Genomic DNA, 18,933 nt, shown 5'->3' with positions numbered 1-18,933 from the left:
AGCCCTGACCAGCACGCTGGCATCGGCCTGCGCCACACCGCCGCTGGCAATGCAGCCCAGTGCACAAGGCTCCTCGCGCTGGGTGACGGGCCCGACGCACTGTGGCGCTACATCGTCCTGCAATCACTGGACGACTACACGTCAACCCTGCGCCGAGGCGGCCTCCTGCTGGCGGCGAGGTTCTTCGAAGAGGAGCCCCGCCCACCGGCAGCCCCCAGATCGACGCCGCCCTTGCCGCCTTGGCGGACCACTTGGCAGCCCGAGACGGCTGGCAATCACCCGCCTGGGCCCACAGCCCCACCCGGACCACGGACGCCTGGTATCCCGACATCCCCGCCTCAGCTCGGTCCAAGGCTCGCGTCGAGAGCCCCGAGGCCTTCCGGCGCAGGGGCATCTACCTCACCTCCCGCTCCCTGGAACGGGTATGAAGCGCTGGCCGCGCCCACCGTGCACTCTACGCAAAACGACCCATCGGAAATCGTTATATGACAGGCCTTCAGAGAAAGCGCCCCATCGCGGAGTACAACGCCGCACTGACAGCGGTGGAGACCTGAGGCCCTCGGCACGCCCGGGCCAGGCTCCCGGCCAGCCGGCCACTCATGTGGCCGACGCCATGCCCGCCACGGTCCACGATCCTCGCGAGCATCCACGATGAGTCTCGTCGAGGGATTGCGTGGCCAGCATCGGACGCGTACGGTAGGACCATAACTCCCCGCCGTCCTCCGGGACTGGCGGGGTCTAAATTTTCTCCGGAGAGGTTCCCGTGGCTCTCACAATGGCCGTCGTCATCGACTACCAGAACGTGCACCTCACCGGCGCGTCGCTCTTTCTCCCGGGCAGACCGTATGAGGAGGGCCTGATCGACCCCTACCGTTTCGCCTGCCAGTTGGCGCTTGCACGCAACGCCAAGGTGGACGATGCAGGCCGGCATGCGTCCGTGGAACGGGTTGAGGTCTTCCGAGGTCTTCCGATCCCAGAGGATGACCCCGATGCGTACCGACGCAACCAGGCTCAGAAGTCGCAGTGGGAGCGAGGACATCACGGTGTCGTCGATGTGACCCTACGGCCGCTGAAGTACACCTGGGAGTACCGCGACGGGGTCAAGACCCCGGTGCGCAGCTCCCGCCGGGAGAAGGGCGTCGATGTCCTGTGCGCGCTGGCCCTCGTCGACCTCGCGCGCTCGGGCCACTATGACGTCGTTGTTCTGGCCTCCCGTGACACCGACCTGGCTCCGGCGCTCGACGCCGCCGCACGCATCGGAAGGAGCAAGGTTGAGGCCGCCAAGTGGTTCGACCCCGCCTCGAGCTGGACCATGGGCAGGATCCGGACCGAGAAGAGGATCCGGGGTGCCTCATGTCAAGGTGCCCGCGAAATCTTCTCCGTGCCTCATGTAGGAATGCCCGCAAAACGGGTGGGGTGTCGGGAGGCTTTCTTGACGCGGATGCTGTGGTGGACGTCGGGCAGGGCGCTGGGGATCTGGGCGGCGTAGAGCTCGTCGGTCTTGGTCTTGGCCTGCATGATCAGGGAGGCCTGAAGGTCGTGGATGCGCCTGGCGATCTTGGCGGGGTTGAGGCTGTCGCGGTAGGCGATCAGCTCATCCTTGTGCTGGCCGGTCAGGGCATCAGTGGACAGGAGCCGCTCCAGCGGGGTGGCGGGGGCGTCGTAGAGGCGCTTGCGCCGCCCGGCCTTGTCGGTGCCCCACCCGACGGGCTTGCGGGTGGGTGTCAGGAAGTTGAGGCGGTCGTCGACCAGGGACCACAGGCGGTTCAGGGTGGCGCGCTCGGTGTCGGTGTCGTACCGGTAGTAGAAGCCGTAGCGGCGCACGAGATGGTTGTTCTTGGACTCGATGGTCGCCTGGTCGTTCTTGCGGTAGGGCCGGGCCCTGGTGAAGTAGATGCCCAGGTTGCCGGCCCATGCCACGACCCCGTGGTTGATGAACTCGCTGCCGTTGTCGAAGTCCATGCCCAGCAGCGGGAACGGGACGGCGTCGATGGCTGCGTCCAGGGCGGCAATGATGTGCTTCTCCGCGTTGTTGCGCATCGTGCGGGTGAACACCCACCCGGTGAGCACGTCGGTCATGTTCAGGGTCCGGGCGAACTCGCCCTTGAGGACCGGGCCGCAGTGGGCGACGGTGTCGACCTCGAAGAACCCCGGGGCGGCCTCGATCTCGTCACCGGCCTTGCGGATGGTGATCGAGTTGCGCAGCAGCGGCCCGGCCTTGGTGGTGCTGATCCCCCGGACGGGGTCCTTGGCGCGTACTGGGGCCAGGTACCGGTCGATGGTCGCCGCACTCATGGCCTCCAGCTCTGCCCGCACCTGGGGCGTGTATCGGGGCTCGTCATCCAGCTCCCCGTGGGACTGGAGCAGGTCGAGCAGCAGCGGCATGGACGCCGCCAGGTACTTGCCGCACTGCCCGCCACTGGCCGCCCACACCTTTTGCAGGACCTTCAGGGCGTCATAGGAGTACTTGCGGCCCCTGGGCCTGGGCGCCTCCTTCTTGGCCCCGCCAGGGCGCTTGGCGGCCTGGGTCAGGCGCCTGCGCGCGTTGTCCCGGCTCCAGCCAGTCACCGCGCACACCTCGTCGAGCATCCGCCCCTTATCGCCCTTGGACGCCCTGGCATACGCCGTGGCGTACTTCCTGGTGATCTCAGCCCTAGCCCCCATCGACAACTCGCTTCCCATGCCCACCACGGTCCGCGGATTTCGCGGGCACTTCCACATGAGGCACGGGACCTCCTTCGCGGGCATCCACGATGAGTCTCGTCGCGACGTGGACACGGCACCACAGATCATCCATAATGTGAGGGAGCCACCCAGTTGCAGCTGGATGGCTCCCGAGGGGCTCAGGCCCTGAGGTACTGAAGCAAGCAGATCAGGACCCCGGCAATGGCTGCGAGTGAGTTGACCACTTCGCACCATGTCGGGGTTCTATCATGCCTGAGGTCCCTAAGCACCCCCCCGCCGCCGTCATCCCCACAGGCCGGCCACTCACCTGAGCACTGCCATCACCGCATACTCTTCAAACACTTGCAACACTTAGAACCACTGCAATGCAAGCGTTCCTGGCGTGCCTCCGGGTTCGTGTCGCACCCCGGGGGCACGCTGGCGGCCAGGCTCTGACAACCGGCCCAGACCATCGATGAACAGTGGAATCGGTACAATGGGCGCCATGCAGACGCCCGGCGACGCCAGGAGGAGCCCGTGAGTACCAGCCAGCACGCCCCCTTCACCCCCGACCTGTGGTGGCCCGACCTGTTCGCCACGCTCACCCCGGCTGACAAGGACATCTTCATCCAGAGCCTCGCCGCCAACTGGCACGAGGGATGGGTCCCCAGCCGCGAAGATGTCGCCGACCTCATCGCCGTCCACCACGGCGACCTCACACCCCTCCAGGCCGCCCGCAGATCAGCTGACAGAGCCACCATCCTCACCACCGCACGTGCCGTCTAGCACCCAGCGCCAGCGCTGGCTCGCCTACCTCTACCCCGACACCGTCGTCACCCACCCCGACGGCACCATCGACGGCACCCTGCGCAACCTCCTTGACGAGCACGACGACAACCGCCTGACCGCAGCCGAGTACACCCTGACCTTCAACCGGGCCACCGAGCTCGCCCACAACCCCGACCTCATCGCCCCAACCCTCGACGACGCCGAGGTCCGCGCCGTCCACCACCACCTCTTCCAGGACATCTACCCCTGGGCCGGCCAGTACCGCACCGTCAACATGGGCAAGGAGGCCTCACTGTTCGCCACCGCCCCCGACGGCATCACCCGGGCCCTGGCCGCCATGACCCGCCATAACATCCGCGTCCCCTGGGCCCGCCTCGACCGCGACGACACCATCACCTGCACCGCCTGGACCATCGCCCTACTCAACTACGCCCACCCCTTCCGGGAGGGCAACGGCCGTACTACCAAGGCCTTCATCGACCGCATCCTGATCCCCACCCGCTATCAGGTCAACTGGGCCTCCATCGACCCCGACACCTGGAACCGGGCCAGCCAGGACGCCATGCCCCAACCCGGCACCACCAGGCCCCGACCACAGGTCCTGGCTGTAGTTCTCACCCACGCCCTCCAGCACCGCCCCACCACCGTCGCCGACGCGGCCCTGGAACGTGCCCGGCACATCTACCAGATGCTCCAACCCCCATCCCAGGCCACCACCCAGACACCCAGCAGCACCAGCCAGTCGACGCCTCCACCAGCCCCCGAACCGCACCAGACCCGCTACCAGAGGCCCAGGCTCTAGCGACGCCCGCACCAAGTCCTGGACTGCTGGGTGTTTTTCGGACTGTGTGTTGTGTTGGTCAGGCTGCCTTCTTGTGGTCCAGGAGCTCGCGCTCCACCTCGTTAGGAGTGCGATATCCCAGAGAAGAATGCAGCCGGGTGTGATTGTAGACCAGCTCGATCCATGAGGCAATATCATTCATGGCCTTGCCCCGTGTGGGATACACCATCCGGTGCACCCTCTCATTCTTGAGCGTGGCATTGAAGGACTCCGCCCACGCATTGTCCCAGCACACCCCGGTCCTGCCCACCGACAAGCGAATACCATAGGCGCCCAGGTGCTCAGCGAATTTCTGACAGGTGTACTGCGACCCCCGGTCGGAGTGAAAGATCGTCGTTCCTGTCACCGGCGGGCAGTTGCGCACCGCCATATCAATAGCCTGGCAGACAAGCTCAGTGCGCATGTGATCAGCCATCGCATAGCCCACGACCTTCTTCGTGGCGCAGTCCAGGACGGTGGCCAGGTAGACGAATCCCACCCAGGTGCGGATATAGGTGATGTCCCCGACCCACTTGGTTCCTGGCGCCGTGGCGGTGAAGTCGCGCTCCACCAGGTCTGGCCACTCCTTCAGGTCGGCCGCCGGGGTGGTGGTGCGAGTCCTTCGGCGAGGCTGAGCGGCCACCAGGCCGCGCTCGCGCATGATGGAGCGCACGGTGTCATGGTGCGCCACCACGCCTCTGCGCCCCAGACGGGCGGTAATCCTGCGGTACCCGTAGGTGCCGTCCGAGGCCTCGAACTCGGCCTTGATCAGGGCCGTCAGCTCTTCCCTTCTCATTGAGGTCGCCGATTGTGGCCGGTCCCGCCAGGAGTAGTAGCCCGAACGGGAGACCTTCGACCACCGGCACATCGAGACGATCGGGTAGTTGCCTTCCTCGCGATTGATGAGCGCATACTTGTGACTCACCGCTGTTCCTTCGCGAAGAAGGCCGCCGCTTTTTTCAGGAACTCGTTCTCCTGCTGCAGCTCGCGGACCTGTTTCCTCAGGCGGGCTACCTCCTCGGCTTCGGCAACCGCTTCTCTTTCCTCAGCGCTGCCGTGCTCCTTCCTGTGCTTCGCGACCCAGTTGCCCACCGTCTGGGGCACCAACTCGTAGGAAGCGGCCACCGACGCGATCGACCGTTCCTTCTCGATCACCTCGCGCACCACTTGTTCCTTGAACTCATCAGAGTACTTTGCCCTTGACATGGCTCCATCCTATCGAATCAAAGGAGGATGAAAATCCTCCCCTGTCCGAGAAACACCACTCACCCCATCCCGGGCAGCAGGTGGGGAGAGGCCTGCCGGGACCTCCCCCACCCGGCCACAGCGCCGCCAATGTCGCACCCCGATGAAGCAGAGGCAGACCGCCTGCCCCACTCCAGAACATGGAAGGCAAAGCCATGCGCCACGCTCTGACCCCCGACAAGCGGATCATCAGCATCGATACCTACAAGACCATGCCGCATCCCCCGCAGCCCCTGACATGCCCGGGCATCGGGCCCGATGGCGCCCACTGCACCGCCCAGGCTGGCCCCAGGGCCATCGGCTCCCCCTACGTACGGCCCCACTTCTGGGCCAGGGGCCACATCGACGGATGTGACGAGGGCGCGGCCGCCACCACAGGCCGGCGCAGGGCGCGCCGTGACGGCTCCACCACCACGCGTACCAGGCACACTGGACCCGAACTGGTCATCATCGACCCAGATCCGACTAACTCACCCATGGACCCCAGGACCTCTACCCGCCCCAGCCCCGCGGCACGCAGGACCATGACCACAGCAACCCCTGCAAACCGCCGCTCCCGCCGCACCACCAGCCGCACCATGCGCCTGACCGCACTGCTCAAGCGCGCCATCAACAACCAGGTCGACCCCCGGGCCATCCTCGTGCTGCCTGACGGCACCAAGGGCCGCGCAAGCCGCATCCTCAGGCCGCTGAACACGATCACCGCCGCGGACAGTGGCCTGCACACCTGCCTGCACGGGCGCATCACCGGCTACCAGGAGTACATCGCCACCCGAAGCGTCTTCCTCCACATCCAACCCACCCCGGGCACGAGCCCCCGCCAGACGGCCGCCATCATGATCCGCGCCGACCAGGCCAGCGCCGTCCAGGACAATCTCGACACCAGCATCGGCAGCCTCGAAGGCCACCACGCCATCGCCATTGGCACCGTGCGCCTGGCCCGAACCGGCAGCCTCTACATCGAGCTGGACAACACCAGCTCCCTGGCACACCTGCCCAGCCGAGGCCCTGTAAACCGCTAACACCCCTCAATGGCCGCGACAACAACCGAGCGGTCCCACAGCTCACCCGGCACGATCGACAGGAACAACGCAGGCTCCAGGCCGCCACTATCGGCCCAGTCCCACGCCGCCCTGATCGCCTCCAGGCTCGGCATTCCGGGCACGCCGAAGAAGCCCTCATCCAAGCGGAAGTCATCACGCCGGACATCCTCAGCGAACCAGTCCTGCCCCGACGGCCACAGCCCCGCCACTGCGGGAAACGGAACCGAGAAATCGTTCTCCCAAGGAACGCACAGTGGACGCATCCACTCCGGTAACACCGGATACGCCTCAACCCGCTCACACCAGGCCTTCCAAGCTATGGCCAGAATTAAACAAGATCGTGTGCTGGCGTGATGTTTGGGAGGTGTTCGAAGTCGTAGTCGAAGGTGCGGGTGTTGATGTAGCCCATGAATGCGGTGTAGGTCTCCTCGGGGGTGTCTCTCTGGATGTTCGCGATTGTGCCTTTGGCGGTGTTCCAGACGTGCTCGACCGGATTGTGGTCGGGTGCGTAGGGCGGCAGGTAGATGAGCTTGAGGCTCTCGAGCCGGCCTCCGGGCTGAAGCTGCTCTCTTAGCGCTTTGGCGTGGTGGAACCCGGCATTGTCGAGAACCACGGCGATCTTGTCGTTATCGGTCTCGCGCACCAGGCGAGTCAGGCAGGAGAGGATCTTCTCGGTGTTCTGGTTGCCCTCGATGGGGTAGACCTTGACCTTCTTGGATCTCAGGGACAGTGCGCCGAAGAAGGAGCAGGCGTTGCGGGTGCGGTCCACGTAGATCTTCGTTCGTTTACCCTGGGGCAACCACATGCGGCGGGTCTCAGCCTCGTGCTCCACGCGCACCTCATCGGCCGCGTACACCTCCCACCCGTCGCTCAGGAGGTCTGCGACCTCGTCTTGGATCTGGGCCATCCGCTTGGTGATGGCCTCCTCGTCGCGGCGCTTGTCAAAGGGGTCGGGCAGCTTGAAGCTCATGCCCGCAAAGTGCATGAGCAGCCGGTAGGAGGAGTCCGACTCGTACTCCACGTCGAATCTGGTCCTCACCACGTCAGCCAGGGCGGGAACATCCCAGAAGTCCGCCTTGATGCCGGACTGTGACGGTGGCCGGCTCAGAACCTCTTTGAGCTGCTCCTTCTGCTCGCGGGTGAGCTTGGCCGCATTCTGATTTCCCTTATGACCGGTGACCACCGAATGCAGACGGCTGACACGCCAAGACGCCAACCACTCCTTAACAGTCCTCACCGTGCGCCCCACCATCTCCGCAATGAAATCCAGGTCAACGCCGTGCGAGGCGTAGAGAATAGCCTCAGCTTTCAACCGGATGAGAATGAGGGAGTCACCTCGCTTCTTCCACCTGATAAGGACCTGCTGCTCCTCGTCTGTCACAACCACGTGCATGAAGAAATTCTACAACGAAAGGTGCCGTCATATCCAGCCCAGAAAGCCCCGGAATACGGTTTTGTTTAATTTCGGCCATAGCGCCACATCTCCCACGCCTGTCAATCCCACCGAGCCAAATACTCATCATCCACACCAGCACCGTCTTCAGATGCTTCAGATGGTCAACCACCCAGCCCTCAACAACCTCAGCACCCATCACCGCACCCCAACCGGCGATGGCGCCGGCGCCGTATGTGCCGGGCATGCAGAAGGCCTCGGCACCTGCTGGTGCCGAGGCCCCTGGTCTCGTAGCGGGGACAGGATTCGAACCTGCGACCTCCGGGTTATGAGCCCGGCGAGCTACCGAACTGCTCCACCCCGCGTCGGCCCGGCCAACGTTACCGGCCCGAGAGCAGCCGATCAAACCCGATCGGCGTGCCCTTGCTCACCCACCTAGCTCACCCCGCTCGCTCACGAGGCCGCTGCGAACTGCTGCGAGCAGTGCCGGCCACTGGGGCGCCACTGGGGCGACCGCCCAGCAGGCCCCGGGGCCGCGCCCGCTGGCGCCTCCCCGGGGCCCCGGATGCGGTCAGCCTCCGTTCTGGATGCGCTCGCGCGCCTTCGTCGCCCGATCAATGGCATCGCTGAGCCGCTGCTGAGCCTCGCCATACGCCGTCCAGTCGCCCTCCTGAAGCGCCTTGTCCGCGTCGTCGATGGCGGTCTGGGCGTCGGACAGCGCCGTGTCCAGGTCGGCCTGGGGGTCACCCGAGCCCCCCGCATCGGAGGCAGGCGCACTGGCAGTGGCCGAGGGCGATGGCTGAGCGGCCGTCGGGCTCGGAGTGGGCTCGGCGGTCGCCCCGCCCGCGGTCGGATCGGAGCCGTCGGTGGCCTGACTGGTGTCATTGGCGGCCGCCGCATCGCCATCGACCGCCTCCTCACCGGTGGTGGCCCCCGAGTCCCCTCCGAAGACCTGGTCCAGCGCCCCGGACAGCGTGTCGGCGAAGCCCACGCTGTCGCCGAAGGACACCAGCACCTTGCGCAGCAGCGGGTACTGCGTCCCCTTGGAGGACTGGACGTAGACCGGCTGGACGTAGAGCAGTCCACCACCCACCGGCAGTGTCAGCAGATTGCCCTTGATGACCTCCGATCCCTGCTGCGAGAGCAGGTTCAGGGTCTGGGAGACCTCAGGATTGGAGTCGAAGATGTTCTGCACCTGACCCGGCCCCGAGACATTCGATGATCGCGGCAGCTCCAGGAGTCTGAGCTTGCCGTAGCCGGGATTGCGCTGGCCCGGCTTTCCCGTGGCGGTCTCGGAGTCCACCGCGAGGAAGCCGGTGAGCACGTTCCTGTTGGTATTGCCTCCGATGATGTACACGCTGGACAGGGAGAAGCTCGCCTTGTCCTGTCCGGGCATCTTCAAGGTCAGGTAGTAGGGCGCCTGGACATCCTCCGCCGAGGTGGTCGGGTCGTCGGGCACCTTCCAGAAGTCGCCCCCGGAGTAGAACTCGGCGGCATCCTTGACGTGGTAGCTGGCCATGATGGTGCGCTGGACGTTGAACAGGTCCTCGGGGTAGCGCATATGGGCCATGAGATCGGCGCTCATCTCGCTCATCGGCGTCACCGAGCCGGGGAACACCGAGGACCAGGCCTTGAGGATCGGGTCCTTGTCATCCCACTCGTAGAGCGTGACCGATCCGTCGTAGGCGTCGACGACGGCCTTGACCGAGTTGCGCACGTAGTTGGACTCCTCGGGCGCCCCCAGGAGAGAGGATTGCGGGTTGGCGGTATTGACCGCCTCATCCAGCGACTCGTGCTGGGAGTAGGGGTAGTTGTTCGTCGTGGTGTAGCCATCCAGAATCCACTTCACCCGCTTGGGGGTCTTGGGATCGTCGTCGTCATCGACAACCGCAGGATAGGGGTTGCCGTCCAGGGTCAGCCACGGCGCCACCTTCGCCACCCGCTGGGCGGGGTCGCGGTCGTAGAGGATCTGGGAGCCGTCGCGCACCTCCTGGGAGAAGAGGATGTTGGCCTGCTGGAACTTCACCGCGTACAGGAGGCGGTTGAAGGGGTTGGAGACACTCGGCCCGCCATTGCCGGCGAAGGTCGTGTTGACCTGCCCGGTCTTGGACTCATCGTCGGGGTAGTCCAGCTCGCGGGGCTTGCCGCCGTCGTCACCGCCCACAATGGAGTACGACGGCGAGGCCTGGCCGAAGTAGATCCGCGGCTCGTACTCGCCCAGGTCGCCGCGCGAGGGGATCCCGCCCTCCCAGAAGGAGGGGTAGCCGCCGGAGGCCACGGTGTTGCCGTAGGCGGTGACCACGCCGTAGCCGTGGGTGTACACGGTGTGCTCATTGACCCAGGTGCGCTGCCCGTCCCCCAGGCCACCGAGATTGAGCTCGCGCACCGCGATCACCGTGTCACGGCTGGCCGAGTCCACGGTGTAGCGGTCCACGTTCAATGAGTTGGGGAAGGAGTAGTACTGCTTGTTCTGCTGGAGCTGCTGGAAGGTGGGCGAGACGAGGCCGGGATCCAGCAGGCGGATGGAGGCCGTGGATTCCGCATCGGACTGGAGCTGGCCCGCCTCAGCGGTGGTGGCGGCGTCATAGGCGGTGGTCTCGATGCCGTCCAGGCCGTAGGCCGCCAGGGTCGCGTCGATATTGCGCTGGATATAGGTGGCCTCCTGGCGCTGGGCATTGGGGTCGACGACGAACTTCTGCACCACGGCCGGATAGGCGTAGCCCACCAGGAGGGCGGAGACGATCATGACCGCCACCCCCGTGATGGGCAGGCGCCAGGAGCTGGAGCGCACCGAGGCCGCGAAGAGCACGGCCACGGCCACGGCGATGGCCGCCAGGATCGCCTGGGACGGGATCACCGCATTGACATCGGTGTAGCCGGCGCCGTCGAACTTCGGGTTGGAGGCGTACAGGGCGGTGTACCGCCCCAGCCAGTAACTGGCCGCCTGCATGAGCACATAGGCCGTGAGGAACACCGTCAGGTCGATGCGCGCGGCCTTGGTGAAATGCGGGTTGCGGGTCAGGGAGATGCCGCCGTAGAGGTAGTGGACGGCCACGGAGATGAGCCCGGAGAAGACCACCACATTCGACAGGTAGCCCAGCACGGTGAGGATCACCGGGAGGATGAACACGTAGAAGGAGATATCGATGCCGAACTGCGGGTCCTTGATCCCGAAGGACTCCGAGTTCATCGCCAGCATCACCTCCTGCCACTTGGGGGCCAGCTCCCAGGCCGAGCTCAGCACCGCCAGCACCGCCGGAACGCCCCAGGTCAGCCGGCGTCGCATCGGCTCGATCGCCGTGCGGTAGGCCTCCAGATTGCGGGCCGACTCATCGCCGGGAATACCGATCTCGCGGGCGCGATAGGCCCGGGAGATGGCGCCGAGCACGACGCCGAACATCACGCCGAAGCCCACCAGGAACAGCACGGCGACCGAGATCCACCACGTCCAGATGACCCGGGCGAAGCCGACCTGGTCGTACCACAGCACCTCCGTCCAGGTCTGAGAGGCCGCGGCGATGATGAGGCCGACGGCGACCAGGATGATGATCGTCAGCGCCAGCGGGCCTGGGCGGCGCCTGGAGCCCCCGGTGGTTCTGGGCTTGCTCGGCGGCCGGGGAGGGCGCGGTGAGCGGAAGAAGGAGCCCTTGGCCTGCCGGGCGGCGCCCTGGCCGCTGGGCTTATCGGGGGGTGAGGTGCGCTCGGTGTTGTCGTTGGACTCGTCGTCGGGCCGGGTGCTCACGATCACGCTCCGTGTCTGGCTGGGTCATGACACTTGCCGGCCTGAGGCGACCAGCAGGGCCTATCGTCCCACAGCACCCTCCTGCCTTCGCAAACCGGGGGCGAGACGACGGGAGAATGATGGGAGGATGGAGTCATGAGCCACCGCCTGCCCCCGCATGATGACCCTGCGGCCCCGCGCCTGGCCGCCCTCGCCCGGGCGGTGGTGGACACCGAGGAGCATGTGGCCGCGGGCGGCTGGGACGCCCCGGCGAGGGTCTTCGCCCTGGTGCGCACTCGCGCGGCCCTGGAGGCGGACCCTGACCTGGCCGATCTCCTCGATGAGGACACCGTCCGCGCCGCCGCCCATGACGCCGAGCTGCTGACCGTCGTCGAGCAGGAAGATCTGCCCGGCGGCGAGCTCGAGGACCTCCTGGCCCAACTGGCCTGGCCGCATACGGTGGACGGGGTGGCGCTGAGCGTGGAGCGGATCATGCTGCCGCCCGCCGCCCAGGAGGAGGCCATCGCCCTTCCCGACGCCCACCAGCGGCTGGCCTTCCTCGCCGAGCACCCCGACCGCCAGGACATCCGCATGGTGGTGGGAGTCCTGCGCTCGGGCGAGGCCTGGTGCGCGCTGCGCTCGCACTCCCACGACTCCCCCTCGGATGTCTATCAGGGCGCTGACCTGGTCCCCGGCCTGATCGAGGCGCTGGCCTCCACTCTGGACTAGTCTGGCCTAGACCGGCCCGGCGCGAGCTCCGCGCGCCTCAGGCGCCGGCGCGCTCCCAGGCACGGCCCCCGCGGGAGTGCCCTCAGCCCTGTGCCTGCTCCTCCGGCCCGGGTCCGTCCTCACTGGCTCCGCCCTCATCGTCCTCGTTGGATTCCTCGCGCTCCTCGCGCACCCCGTCGGCATAGCCGAGCGTCCCATCGAGCAGGGAGGCCAGATCCGCATCCATCTGGGCGTCCATGTCCTGGGCCATGCGGCGCATGGTGAGGAAGTCCTGAGGATTGGCCAGCTCGGCGGCGGTGGGCATGACATCGGGGTGGCTCCAGAAGCCGTCGCGCTCGGCGCCGCCCGCCTCGGCGCCCAGGTGGGACCACAGCTCGGCGGCCTCCCGGGCCCGACGGGGCCGGAAGTCCAATCCGATGAGGCGGGCGAAGACCTGCTCGGCGGGCCCGCCCCTGGCTCGGCGCCGTCGGATCATCTCCGCCAGGGCCACCGCATGGGGCAGATGCGGGGCCACGGCCTGCGCGGTGACGACCTCCACCCAGCCCTCGACCAGGGCCAGGAGGGTCTCGAGCCGCTCCAGGGCCTCGCGCTGGGAGGCCGTCTCCTGGGGCGAGAACATCCCGCCCTCCAGGGCTGCGCGCAGCGCCTCGGGATCGTGGGGGTCGACCTGGGCGACGGCCGACTCCATGGCCTCGGTGTCGATGCGGATCTCGCGGGCATAGGCCTCGACCGCGCCCATGACCTGGCCGCGCAGCCAGGGGACATGCGCGTAGAGGCGGGCTGTGGCGGCCTCTCGCACCGCCAGGAACATGCGAGCCTCGGAGTGGTCGATCTCCAGCCCATCGGCGAAGGCCTCCACATTGGCCGGCAGCAGGGCCGTGCCCGGCTCGCGGGTCAGGGGAAGGCCGGTGTCGGTGGCCCCCACGGCCTCCTTGGCGAGCTCGCCCACCGCCTGGCCGACCTGCAGGCCGAAGGCGGTTCCGGCCATGGTTCGCAGGATCGAGCCGAGCGCTCCCATCTGCTGGGCCTCCCGGCCCAGCTCGGCGGGCATCTCCCGGATCTGCTTCTCCAGGGCGGCCGCCAGCGAGGAGGTGACGGCCTCGGCCACAGGGGCGCAGACCTGCTTCCACACCGGCAGGGTCCGCTCCACCCAGTCCGACCGGCTCCAGGCCTCCCGCTCCCCCGGGGCGGGCATGACGTCCGTGGCCGCATCCAGCCAGAGGTCGGCCACCTGCAGGCTCTGGCGGATGGTGCTGGCCTCGGCCGCGGTCACCGTGGGGTCGCCGTCGCTGCGCGCCCGCTGCAGGGCGAGGTCCTGGCCCATGGACCAGTTGACCGGCTCGGCCGGGGAGGCCTGGAACATCTGCTGGAACTGGGCCCGCATGGCCAGCAGCTGACCCGGGCTGAGCTGGGAGATGTCCCCCATCCCGGGCATCTGGGCGAGGGTCTGGGGGTCGACGCCGGCTGATCGCAGCGCTCCCACGGCCTCGGCCGCCATCGTGGGGCCGAACAGGGAGGCCAGCGTCTTCTCCAGCTCGTCGAAGGGGTCCGGGTCCTCGCTCATATGGCTCCTCTCGCGGTCAGGTCTCCGATGCGCCAAGGCCGTGCGGCGCGCGTCTGCTCGGGCAACACCCCGATTCTCTCCGGCATTCCTGGCCACGGCAATGGGCCGCCCGCACCCCGCGGCCTTCGCGTCGGGGCCAAGGGCGACGGCGTCGGCCCCGGCTCAGGGTACCGGTCTCGTTTCCGGCCCCGGAGTCAGCGGCGAGCGCGGGGGAGCCCAGGACTGCAGGGGATCGCGGGGGCTCGCAGGGCGGCTGCGCATGGGAGGTCACCCACACATGGGAGCGAGCATTGCGCTTCTCCCAGGCGGATGGCCCATGATGTGGGGTGTGACCGAGCCTGACCGCAACGAGCCGAGCCCGCAGCCCGCCGCCAGTGCCGAGCCGTCGGCCGATGAGATCGCCGAGAGCGCGGAGAACGCAGAGAGCACAGAGAACGCGGACAACGCCGAGAGCGCCCCGACAGCCCCGCCCAGGCGGCCGTGGTGGCGCAGGCGCCGTCGTCTCCTGGTGCAGCTGGGGGCCCTGGCGGTGGTGGTGGGGCTGATCGTGGCCGCCTTCACCGTCCCCATCAACCAGGTGGTCATCCAATCCCCCGGCCCCACCTGGAACGTGCTGGCCGACGGATCCCAGGAGGGCTCGGAGGACCTGCTGACCATTGAGGGCATGGAGACCTATCCGGCCAAGGGCGAGCTGCGGATGACGACGGTCACGGTCGCCGGCTGCCCCGGATACCCGGTTCACACCGCGGATGTCATCGCGGCCTGGTTCTCCTCCTCCAAGGCCATCCTGGACCGTGAGCAGGTCTGCCCCTCCAATGTCACGGCCGAGGAGATCGAGGCCACGAACCAGGCGGCCATGACCTCCTCCCAGGACTCCGCCGTGGTGGCGGCCCTCAGCGAGGCGGGGGTGGAGAACTCCATGACGCTGTCGGTCAACGGGGTCAGCGAGGAGCAGACCACCAGTGATCTCCAACCCGACGACGTCCTGGTGGCCCTGACGCCCCAGGGCGGCGAGCGCACGGCCATCACCTCATTCGCCCAGCTGCGCGAGCTGATGACCACCATCCCCGCGGGCACCCAAGTCACCCTCGACATCCTGCGCGACGGCAAGGCGACCACCGCCTCCCTGACCACCATCGAGCGCCCGGAGCCCGCGGACGGGCAGGAGACGCAGGGGCAGACCGGCGGATCGATGCTGGGCGTCGCCCTCCATATCGAGGTCAACTCCGATCTCACCGTCTCCTTCACCCTGTCCGACGTCGGGGGCTCAAGCGCCGGCCTCATGTTCGCCCTGGGGATCGTCGACGAGATCACGCCCGGGGACATGACCGGGGGCAAGTCCATCGCCGGGACGGGCTCCATCGACTTCGCCGGGCAGGTGGGGCCCATTGGGGGCATCCAGCAGAAGATGGCCGGGGCGGCCAACGACGGCGCCAAGTACTTCCTGGCCCCCGTGGCCAACTGTGACGAGGTCGTGGGCCATGAGCCCGAAGGCATGGAGGTCTACGCCGTCGAGACCATCCACGAGGGGACCACTGCGGTCAAGGCCATCGCCTCGGGCGACACCTCCGGGCTGTCGACCTGCCAGCAGCGCCTCGACGAGAAGGGCTGAGTCGCCTCACCCCTCTTCCTCCCCTGCCTCCACGCTCCTCCCGCGACCGAGTTATCCACAGGCGGGCCTAAGCGGTGGCCGGAGCGGTGCCGGCATGCCAGGCTCATGATGCGCCCCCGAGGGCGCGCAGGAGCGGGCAAGGAGGCCAGATGAGAATCCGCGGAGACAGTGCGGTGCTGTGGCGCCGGCAGGGCGAGTCCCAGATCGGCACCGAGCCGGGGAGCACCACCGTCCTGGAGCGCCTGAGCGACGCCGAGCAGCAGTTCCTCGACCAGCTGCCCGCCGCCCTGCGCTCGGGCAGCGTCTATCAGGCGGCTCGCCGATCCCGGATCCCGGTGGCGCGCGCCCGTGAGATCACCCGGGAGCTGGAGGAGCGTGGCGATCTCATCGGGGGCCCGCGGGTCGAGCTGCGCAATGATGACGACGCCTACTGGGATCGCCTGGGGGCCGATGCCAGGTCTCGCGGCTCGGCGCTGAGCAAGGCCGTGGTCGGCGTCGATGGGACCTGCGCACTGACCCAGGAGATCGCCCTGTGCCTGGCTGAGGCCGGGGTGGGCACCATCCTGTGTCCTCACGATCCCCGCAGCGGTGGTTTCAGCGAGCTTCTGTCTTCGCGATTCCCGGCTGTCAGCACGCGCGCCCAACTGCGGGTGCGCCCTGATGTCATCGCGAGCATTGAGCCCCATGTCATCGAGCCCCTGCGGGCGCGGCGCCTGGCCCAGGAGGGAGTGGCGCATCTGCCGGTGCTGGTCCGTGAGGTCAGCCTCAGGGTCGGGCCCGTGCTGTCCGCCGAGTCGGGCCTGTGCGCCACCTGCCTGGACCTGTGGGAGCGCGACGCCGACCCCTGCTGGCCGGCACTGGCCACCCAGATGCGCATCCTGGAACCCCCGAGGGTCGAGCGCCTTCTTCTCCACCAGGCCGCCACCATCGCGGCGCGCGCCGTGCTGGATATCCTCCTGGCCGACGGCGCATGCCGCTCAGGGCCGCCCGGCCCCGACTGGGGCTCGCACAGCGTGGAGATCACGGGCCTCGATCCGGTGGGCCTTCAGCGCTGCTGGCAGGCCCACCCCGACTGCCTGTGCTCCCAGCTGGCCTGACTCCGGCGCCACTCCCCCGGGGCGCCTACTCCCCCGGGGCGGTGGCGCGCACCACCGCCAGGACCTGCCCCCCGTACTCCTGGAGCTTGACGGCGCCCACGCCGCGGATGAGGGAGAGCTGGGGAAGGCTGGTGGGCTTGACCGTGGCGATGTCGCGCAGGGTGGCGTCGGCGAAGACCGTGTAGGCCGGCCGCGAGCGCTCCTTGGCCGCCACCGCCCGCCAGGCCCGCAGCTCCTCGAACAGGGCCAGGGTGGCCGGGTCGGCGCTGGCCTCGAAGTCGGCGGCGGCCTGCTTGGCGCCGGTGCGTCCCTTGCCGGTGGCCCTGGCGGTGCCGGGGGCCTCGGCCTTGGGCCACAGGCCCTCGAGGAAGCGGGAGGGCTTGCGCGAGGCCCGCCCCCCGGCGTTGCGGGCTCGGGCGTAGGAGATGACCAGGTGCTCGCGGGCGCGGGTGACCCCGACGTAGAGCAGGCGCCTCTCCTCCTCGATGGCGGCGGCGCCCTCGGCCAGGGAGATCGGCAGCAGGCCCTCGCAGGCGCCGATGAGCAGGACGGCGTCCCATTCCAGGCCCTTGGCCGCGTGGAGGGAGGACAGGGTCACGCCCTCGACCGTGGGGGCGTTCTGGACATCGGCCCTCTCGCGCAGCTCGGTGTGGAAGGCCTCCATGCTCGCGCCGCGGGTCTGGGCCAGATCGTCGGCCAGGGCGACGATGGCGTTGAGGGAGTCCCAGCGCTCGCGCACCGCTCCGCGCTGGGCGGGGGGCTCCTGGCTCCAGCCCTCGCGGGACAGGACCATGCGCACATCGGCCCCCAGGTCCCCGGTCAGGGACTCCTTCTCGGTGCGGGCGGCTCCCAGGATGGAGACCATGGCCCGCTTGACCTCCTGGCGCTCGAAGAACCGCTCGCCTCCGCGCACCAGGTAGCCGATGCCTGCCGAGGCCAGGGCCTGCTCGATGACCTCGGACTGGGAGTTGGTGCGGTACAGGACCGCGATCTCGCTGAGCGGCACCCCGGCCGAGCGCAGGCGCTGGACCTGGGTCACGACGCCCTGGGCCTCGGAGACGTCGTCGTCATGGGCCTCGAAGCGGACCGCTGGGCCGCTGGGCCGCTGGGCCACCAGCTCGACGGCGCCGGTGGGCAGGCGCAGGGCGCCGCCGCGACGGGATCGGGCCAGGACCTGGTTGGCCAGGGAGACCACCTGGGGGGTGGAGCGGTAGTCGCGGGTCAGGCGCACGGTGCGGGCGCCCTGGTAGCGGCTGGTGAAGCCGGTGAGGTAGTCGGGGGTGGCCCCGGTGAAGGAGTAGATGGTCTGGGAGACGTCCCCCACCACGCACAGCTGGCGGCGCCGGCCCAGCCACAGGTCCAGCAGGCGCTGCTGGAGGGGTGAGACGTCCTGGTACTCGTCGACCACGAAGTGCTTGTACTGGCTGCGCACCTGGGAGGCGATGTCCTCGCGGTCCAGCAGGATGCCGATCTGCAGGAGCAGGACGTCCTCGAAGTCGATGACGCCGCGCTCGGTCTTGGCCTTCTCGTAGAGGGCCAGCACCTGGGCGACGGTTGCGGGCTCGATCCCGGCCACGCCGGTCCTGCCGGCGGCGATGGCGGCCTGAGCGTAGTCCTCGGGGAGGGTGAGGGTGACCTTGGCCCATTCGACCTCGGCGGCCAGATCCCGCAGGGTGGCCCGGTCGGTGGCCAGGCCCAGGCGGCGGGCGGCGGCTCCGACCAGGGGCGCCTTGCCGGGCTGGATCTCGGGGCGGCGCCCGCCGATGGCGGTGGGCCAGAAGTAGGTGAGCTGGCGCAGCGCCGCGGAGTGGAAGGTGCGGGCCTGGACGCCGGGCACGCCCAGGTCGGCCAGGCGCGAGCGCATCTCCCCTGCGGCGCGGGAGGTGAAGGTCACGGCCAGGACCTGGGTGGTCTGGTAGGCGCCTGAGGCCACGCCGTGGGCGATGCGGTAGGTGATGGCGCGGGTCTTGCCGGTGCCGGCTCCGGCCAGGACGCACAGGGGGCCCTCCAGGTGCTCGGCAACCTCTCGCTGGTCGGGGTCCAGGGCGTCCAGGAGGCGCGCGGCCTGGCCGGGGCCCAGGGTGATCGGCGGGTCCGGGGCGGGGCGGGGGGCGGTCGGGCTCATCGGGGCACAGCCTGCCACGGCCCGCTGACATCCTCCCGCCGGCCTGATCCGCGGCTCGGCTCACGGCCCCGCCGGAGGCCTGGCCGGCCCGGGCCTCCGGCGGAGGCGGGCTGGGTGGGGGCAGGGGCCGG

At 68.5% G+C, this 18,933-nt stretch carries 16 protein-coding genes and 1 tRNA gene; 7 read left to right on the top strand and 10 right to left on the bottom strand.

Going from position 1 to position 18,933, the window contains the following annotated elements:
- The first annotated feature begins 775 nt into the window (after positions 1-775).
- The gene (locus EL266_RS06910; RefSeq protein WP_084500894.1) at positions 776-1,489 is read left to right on the top strand and encodes an NYN domain-containing protein; all 714 of its coding nucleotides are present in this window, start codon (positions 776-778) and stop codon (positions 1,487-1,489) included.
- Here EL266_RS06910 and EL266_RS06905 read toward each other — a convergent pair.
- On the bottom strand, positions 1,387-2,682 hold the full coding sequence (locus EL266_RS06905; RefSeq protein WP_232011975.1) for an integrase catalytic domain-containing protein: 1,296 nt from the start codon (positions 2,680-2,682) through the stop codon (positions 1,387-1,389). The two genes, EL266_RS06910 and EL266_RS06905, sit on opposite strands and share 103 nt — an antisense overlap.
- A 519-nt stretch (positions 2,683-3,201) precedes the next feature.
- Between EL266_RS06905 and EL266_RS13410 the strand changes: the two genes are divergently transcribed.
- Entirely contained in the window at positions 3,202-3,450 is a 249-nt protein-coding gene (locus EL266_RS13410; protein ID WP_051281314.1) for an antitoxin VbhA family protein, read from the top strand.
- Complete coding sequence (locus EL266_RS06895) at positions 3,440-4,255, top strand: Fic/DOC family protein (protein WP_051281313.1); 816 nt, start codon at positions 3,440-3,442, stop codon at positions 4,253-4,255. Before EL266_RS13410 ends, EL266_RS06895 begins: the two co-directional genes overlap by 11 nt.
- Positions 4,256-4,313: 58 nt before the next feature.
- On the opposite strand, the gene EL266_RS06890 is transcribed toward EL266_RS06895, so the two are convergent.
- Both EL266_RS06890 and EL266_RS06885 read right to left on the bottom strand, forming a co-directional pair.
- A complete protein-coding gene (locus EL266_RS06890) occupies positions 4,314-5,198 on the bottom strand; it encodes an IS3 family transposase (RefSeq protein ID WP_026427392.1) in 885 nt (294 codons plus the stop codon).
- Entirely contained in the window at positions 5,195-5,479 is a 285-nt protein-coding gene (locus EL266_RS06885; protein WP_026427393.1) for a transposase, read from the bottom strand. Before EL266_RS06885 ends, EL266_RS06890 begins: the two co-directional genes overlap by 4 nt.
- A 563-nt stretch (positions 5,480-6,042) precedes the next feature.
- Between EL266_RS06885 and EL266_RS13730 the strand changes: the two genes are divergently transcribed.
- Positions 6,043-6,540, top strand: coding sequence for a hypothetical protein (locus EL266_RS13730; protein ID WP_232011974.1), 498 nt, complete (start codon positions 6,043-6,045; stop codon positions 6,538-6,540).
- Here the strand turns inward: EL266_RS13730 and EL266_RS06875 are convergent.
- The 5 genes from EL266_RS06875 to EL266_RS06855 form a co-directional block, all read right to left on the bottom strand.
- A complete protein-coding gene (locus EL266_RS06875; RefSeq protein ID WP_126412251.1) occupies positions 6,537-6,839 on the bottom strand; it encodes a hypothetical protein in 303 nt (100 codons plus the stop codon). The genes EL266_RS13730 and EL266_RS06875 overlap by 4 nt on opposite strands.
- A 50-nt stretch (positions 6,840-6,889) precedes the next feature.
- Entirely contained in the window at positions 6,890-7,954 is a 1,065-nt protein-coding gene (locus EL266_RS06870) for an IS630 family transposase (RefSeq protein ID WP_126412021.1), read from the bottom strand.
- On the bottom strand, positions 7,893-8,201 hold the full coding sequence (locus EL266_RS06865; RefSeq protein ID WP_126412249.1) for a hypothetical protein: 309 nt from the start codon (positions 8,199-8,201) through the stop codon (positions 7,893-7,895). Before EL266_RS06865 ends, EL266_RS06870 begins: the two co-directional genes overlap by 62 nt.
- Positions 8,202-8,245: 44 nt before the next feature.
- Positions 8,246-8,319: transfer RNA gene (locus tag EL266_RS06860), tRNA-Met, on the bottom strand.
- Between the two features lie 206 nt (positions 8,320-8,525).
- Positions 8,526-11,516 carry a UPF0182 family membrane protein gene (locus tag EL266_RS06855; protein ID WP_408608496.1) on the bottom strand — a complete coding sequence of 997 codons (2,991 nt, stop codon included), beginning with the start codon at positions 11,514-11,516 and terminating at the stop codon, positions 8,526-8,528.
- A gap of 315 nt (positions 11,517-11,831) precedes the next feature.
- On the opposite strand from EL266_RS06855, the gene EL266_RS06850 reads away from it, so the two are divergent.
- Positions 11,832-12,404, top strand: coding sequence for a PPA1309 family protein (locus tag EL266_RS06850; RefSeq protein ID WP_026428206.1), 573 nt, complete (start codon positions 11,832-11,834; stop codon positions 12,402-12,404).
- An 82-nt stretch (positions 12,405-12,486) separates the two neighbouring features.
- Here the strand turns inward: EL266_RS06850 and EL266_RS06845 are convergent, their stop codons facing one another.
- Positions 12,487-13,968, bottom strand: a complete 1,482-nt coding sequence (locus EL266_RS06845) for a zinc-dependent metalloprotease (RefSeq protein WP_026428207.1) — start codon at positions 13,966-13,968, stop codon at positions 12,487-12,489.
- 328 nt (positions 13,969-14,296) lie between these two features.
- Between EL266_RS06845 and EL266_RS06840 the strand changes: the two genes are divergently transcribed.
- Together EL266_RS06840 and EL266_RS06835 are read left to right on the top strand one after the other, a co-directional pair.
- Positions 14,297-15,580 (top strand): YlbL family protein, encoded by a 1,284-nt coding sequence (locus EL266_RS06840; protein ID WP_232011973.1) that lies wholly within the window; start codon positions 14,297-14,299, stop codon positions 15,578-15,580.
- Between the two features lie 149 nt (positions 15,581-15,729).
- Entirely contained in the window at positions 15,730-16,677 is a 948-nt protein-coding gene (locus EL266_RS06835) for a hypothetical protein (protein WP_026428209.1), read from the top strand.
- A 25-nt stretch (positions 16,678-16,702) separates the two neighbouring features.
- On the opposite strand, the gene EL266_RS06830 is transcribed toward EL266_RS06835, so the two are convergent.
- Positions 16,703-18,802 (bottom strand): ATP-dependent helicase, encoded by a 2,100-nt coding sequence (locus EL266_RS06830; RefSeq protein WP_026428210.1) that lies wholly within the window; start codon positions 18,800-18,802, stop codon positions 16,703-16,705.
- Positions 18,803-18,933 lie beyond the last annotated feature (131 nt).

Source organism: Actinomyces slackii (assembly GCF_900637295.1).
Classification (GTDB): domain Bacteria; phylum Actinomycetota; class Actinomycetes; order Actinomycetales; family Actinomycetaceae; genus Actinomyces; species Actinomyces slackii.
This window is presented reverse-complemented; position numbering and strand designations above follow the sequence as displayed.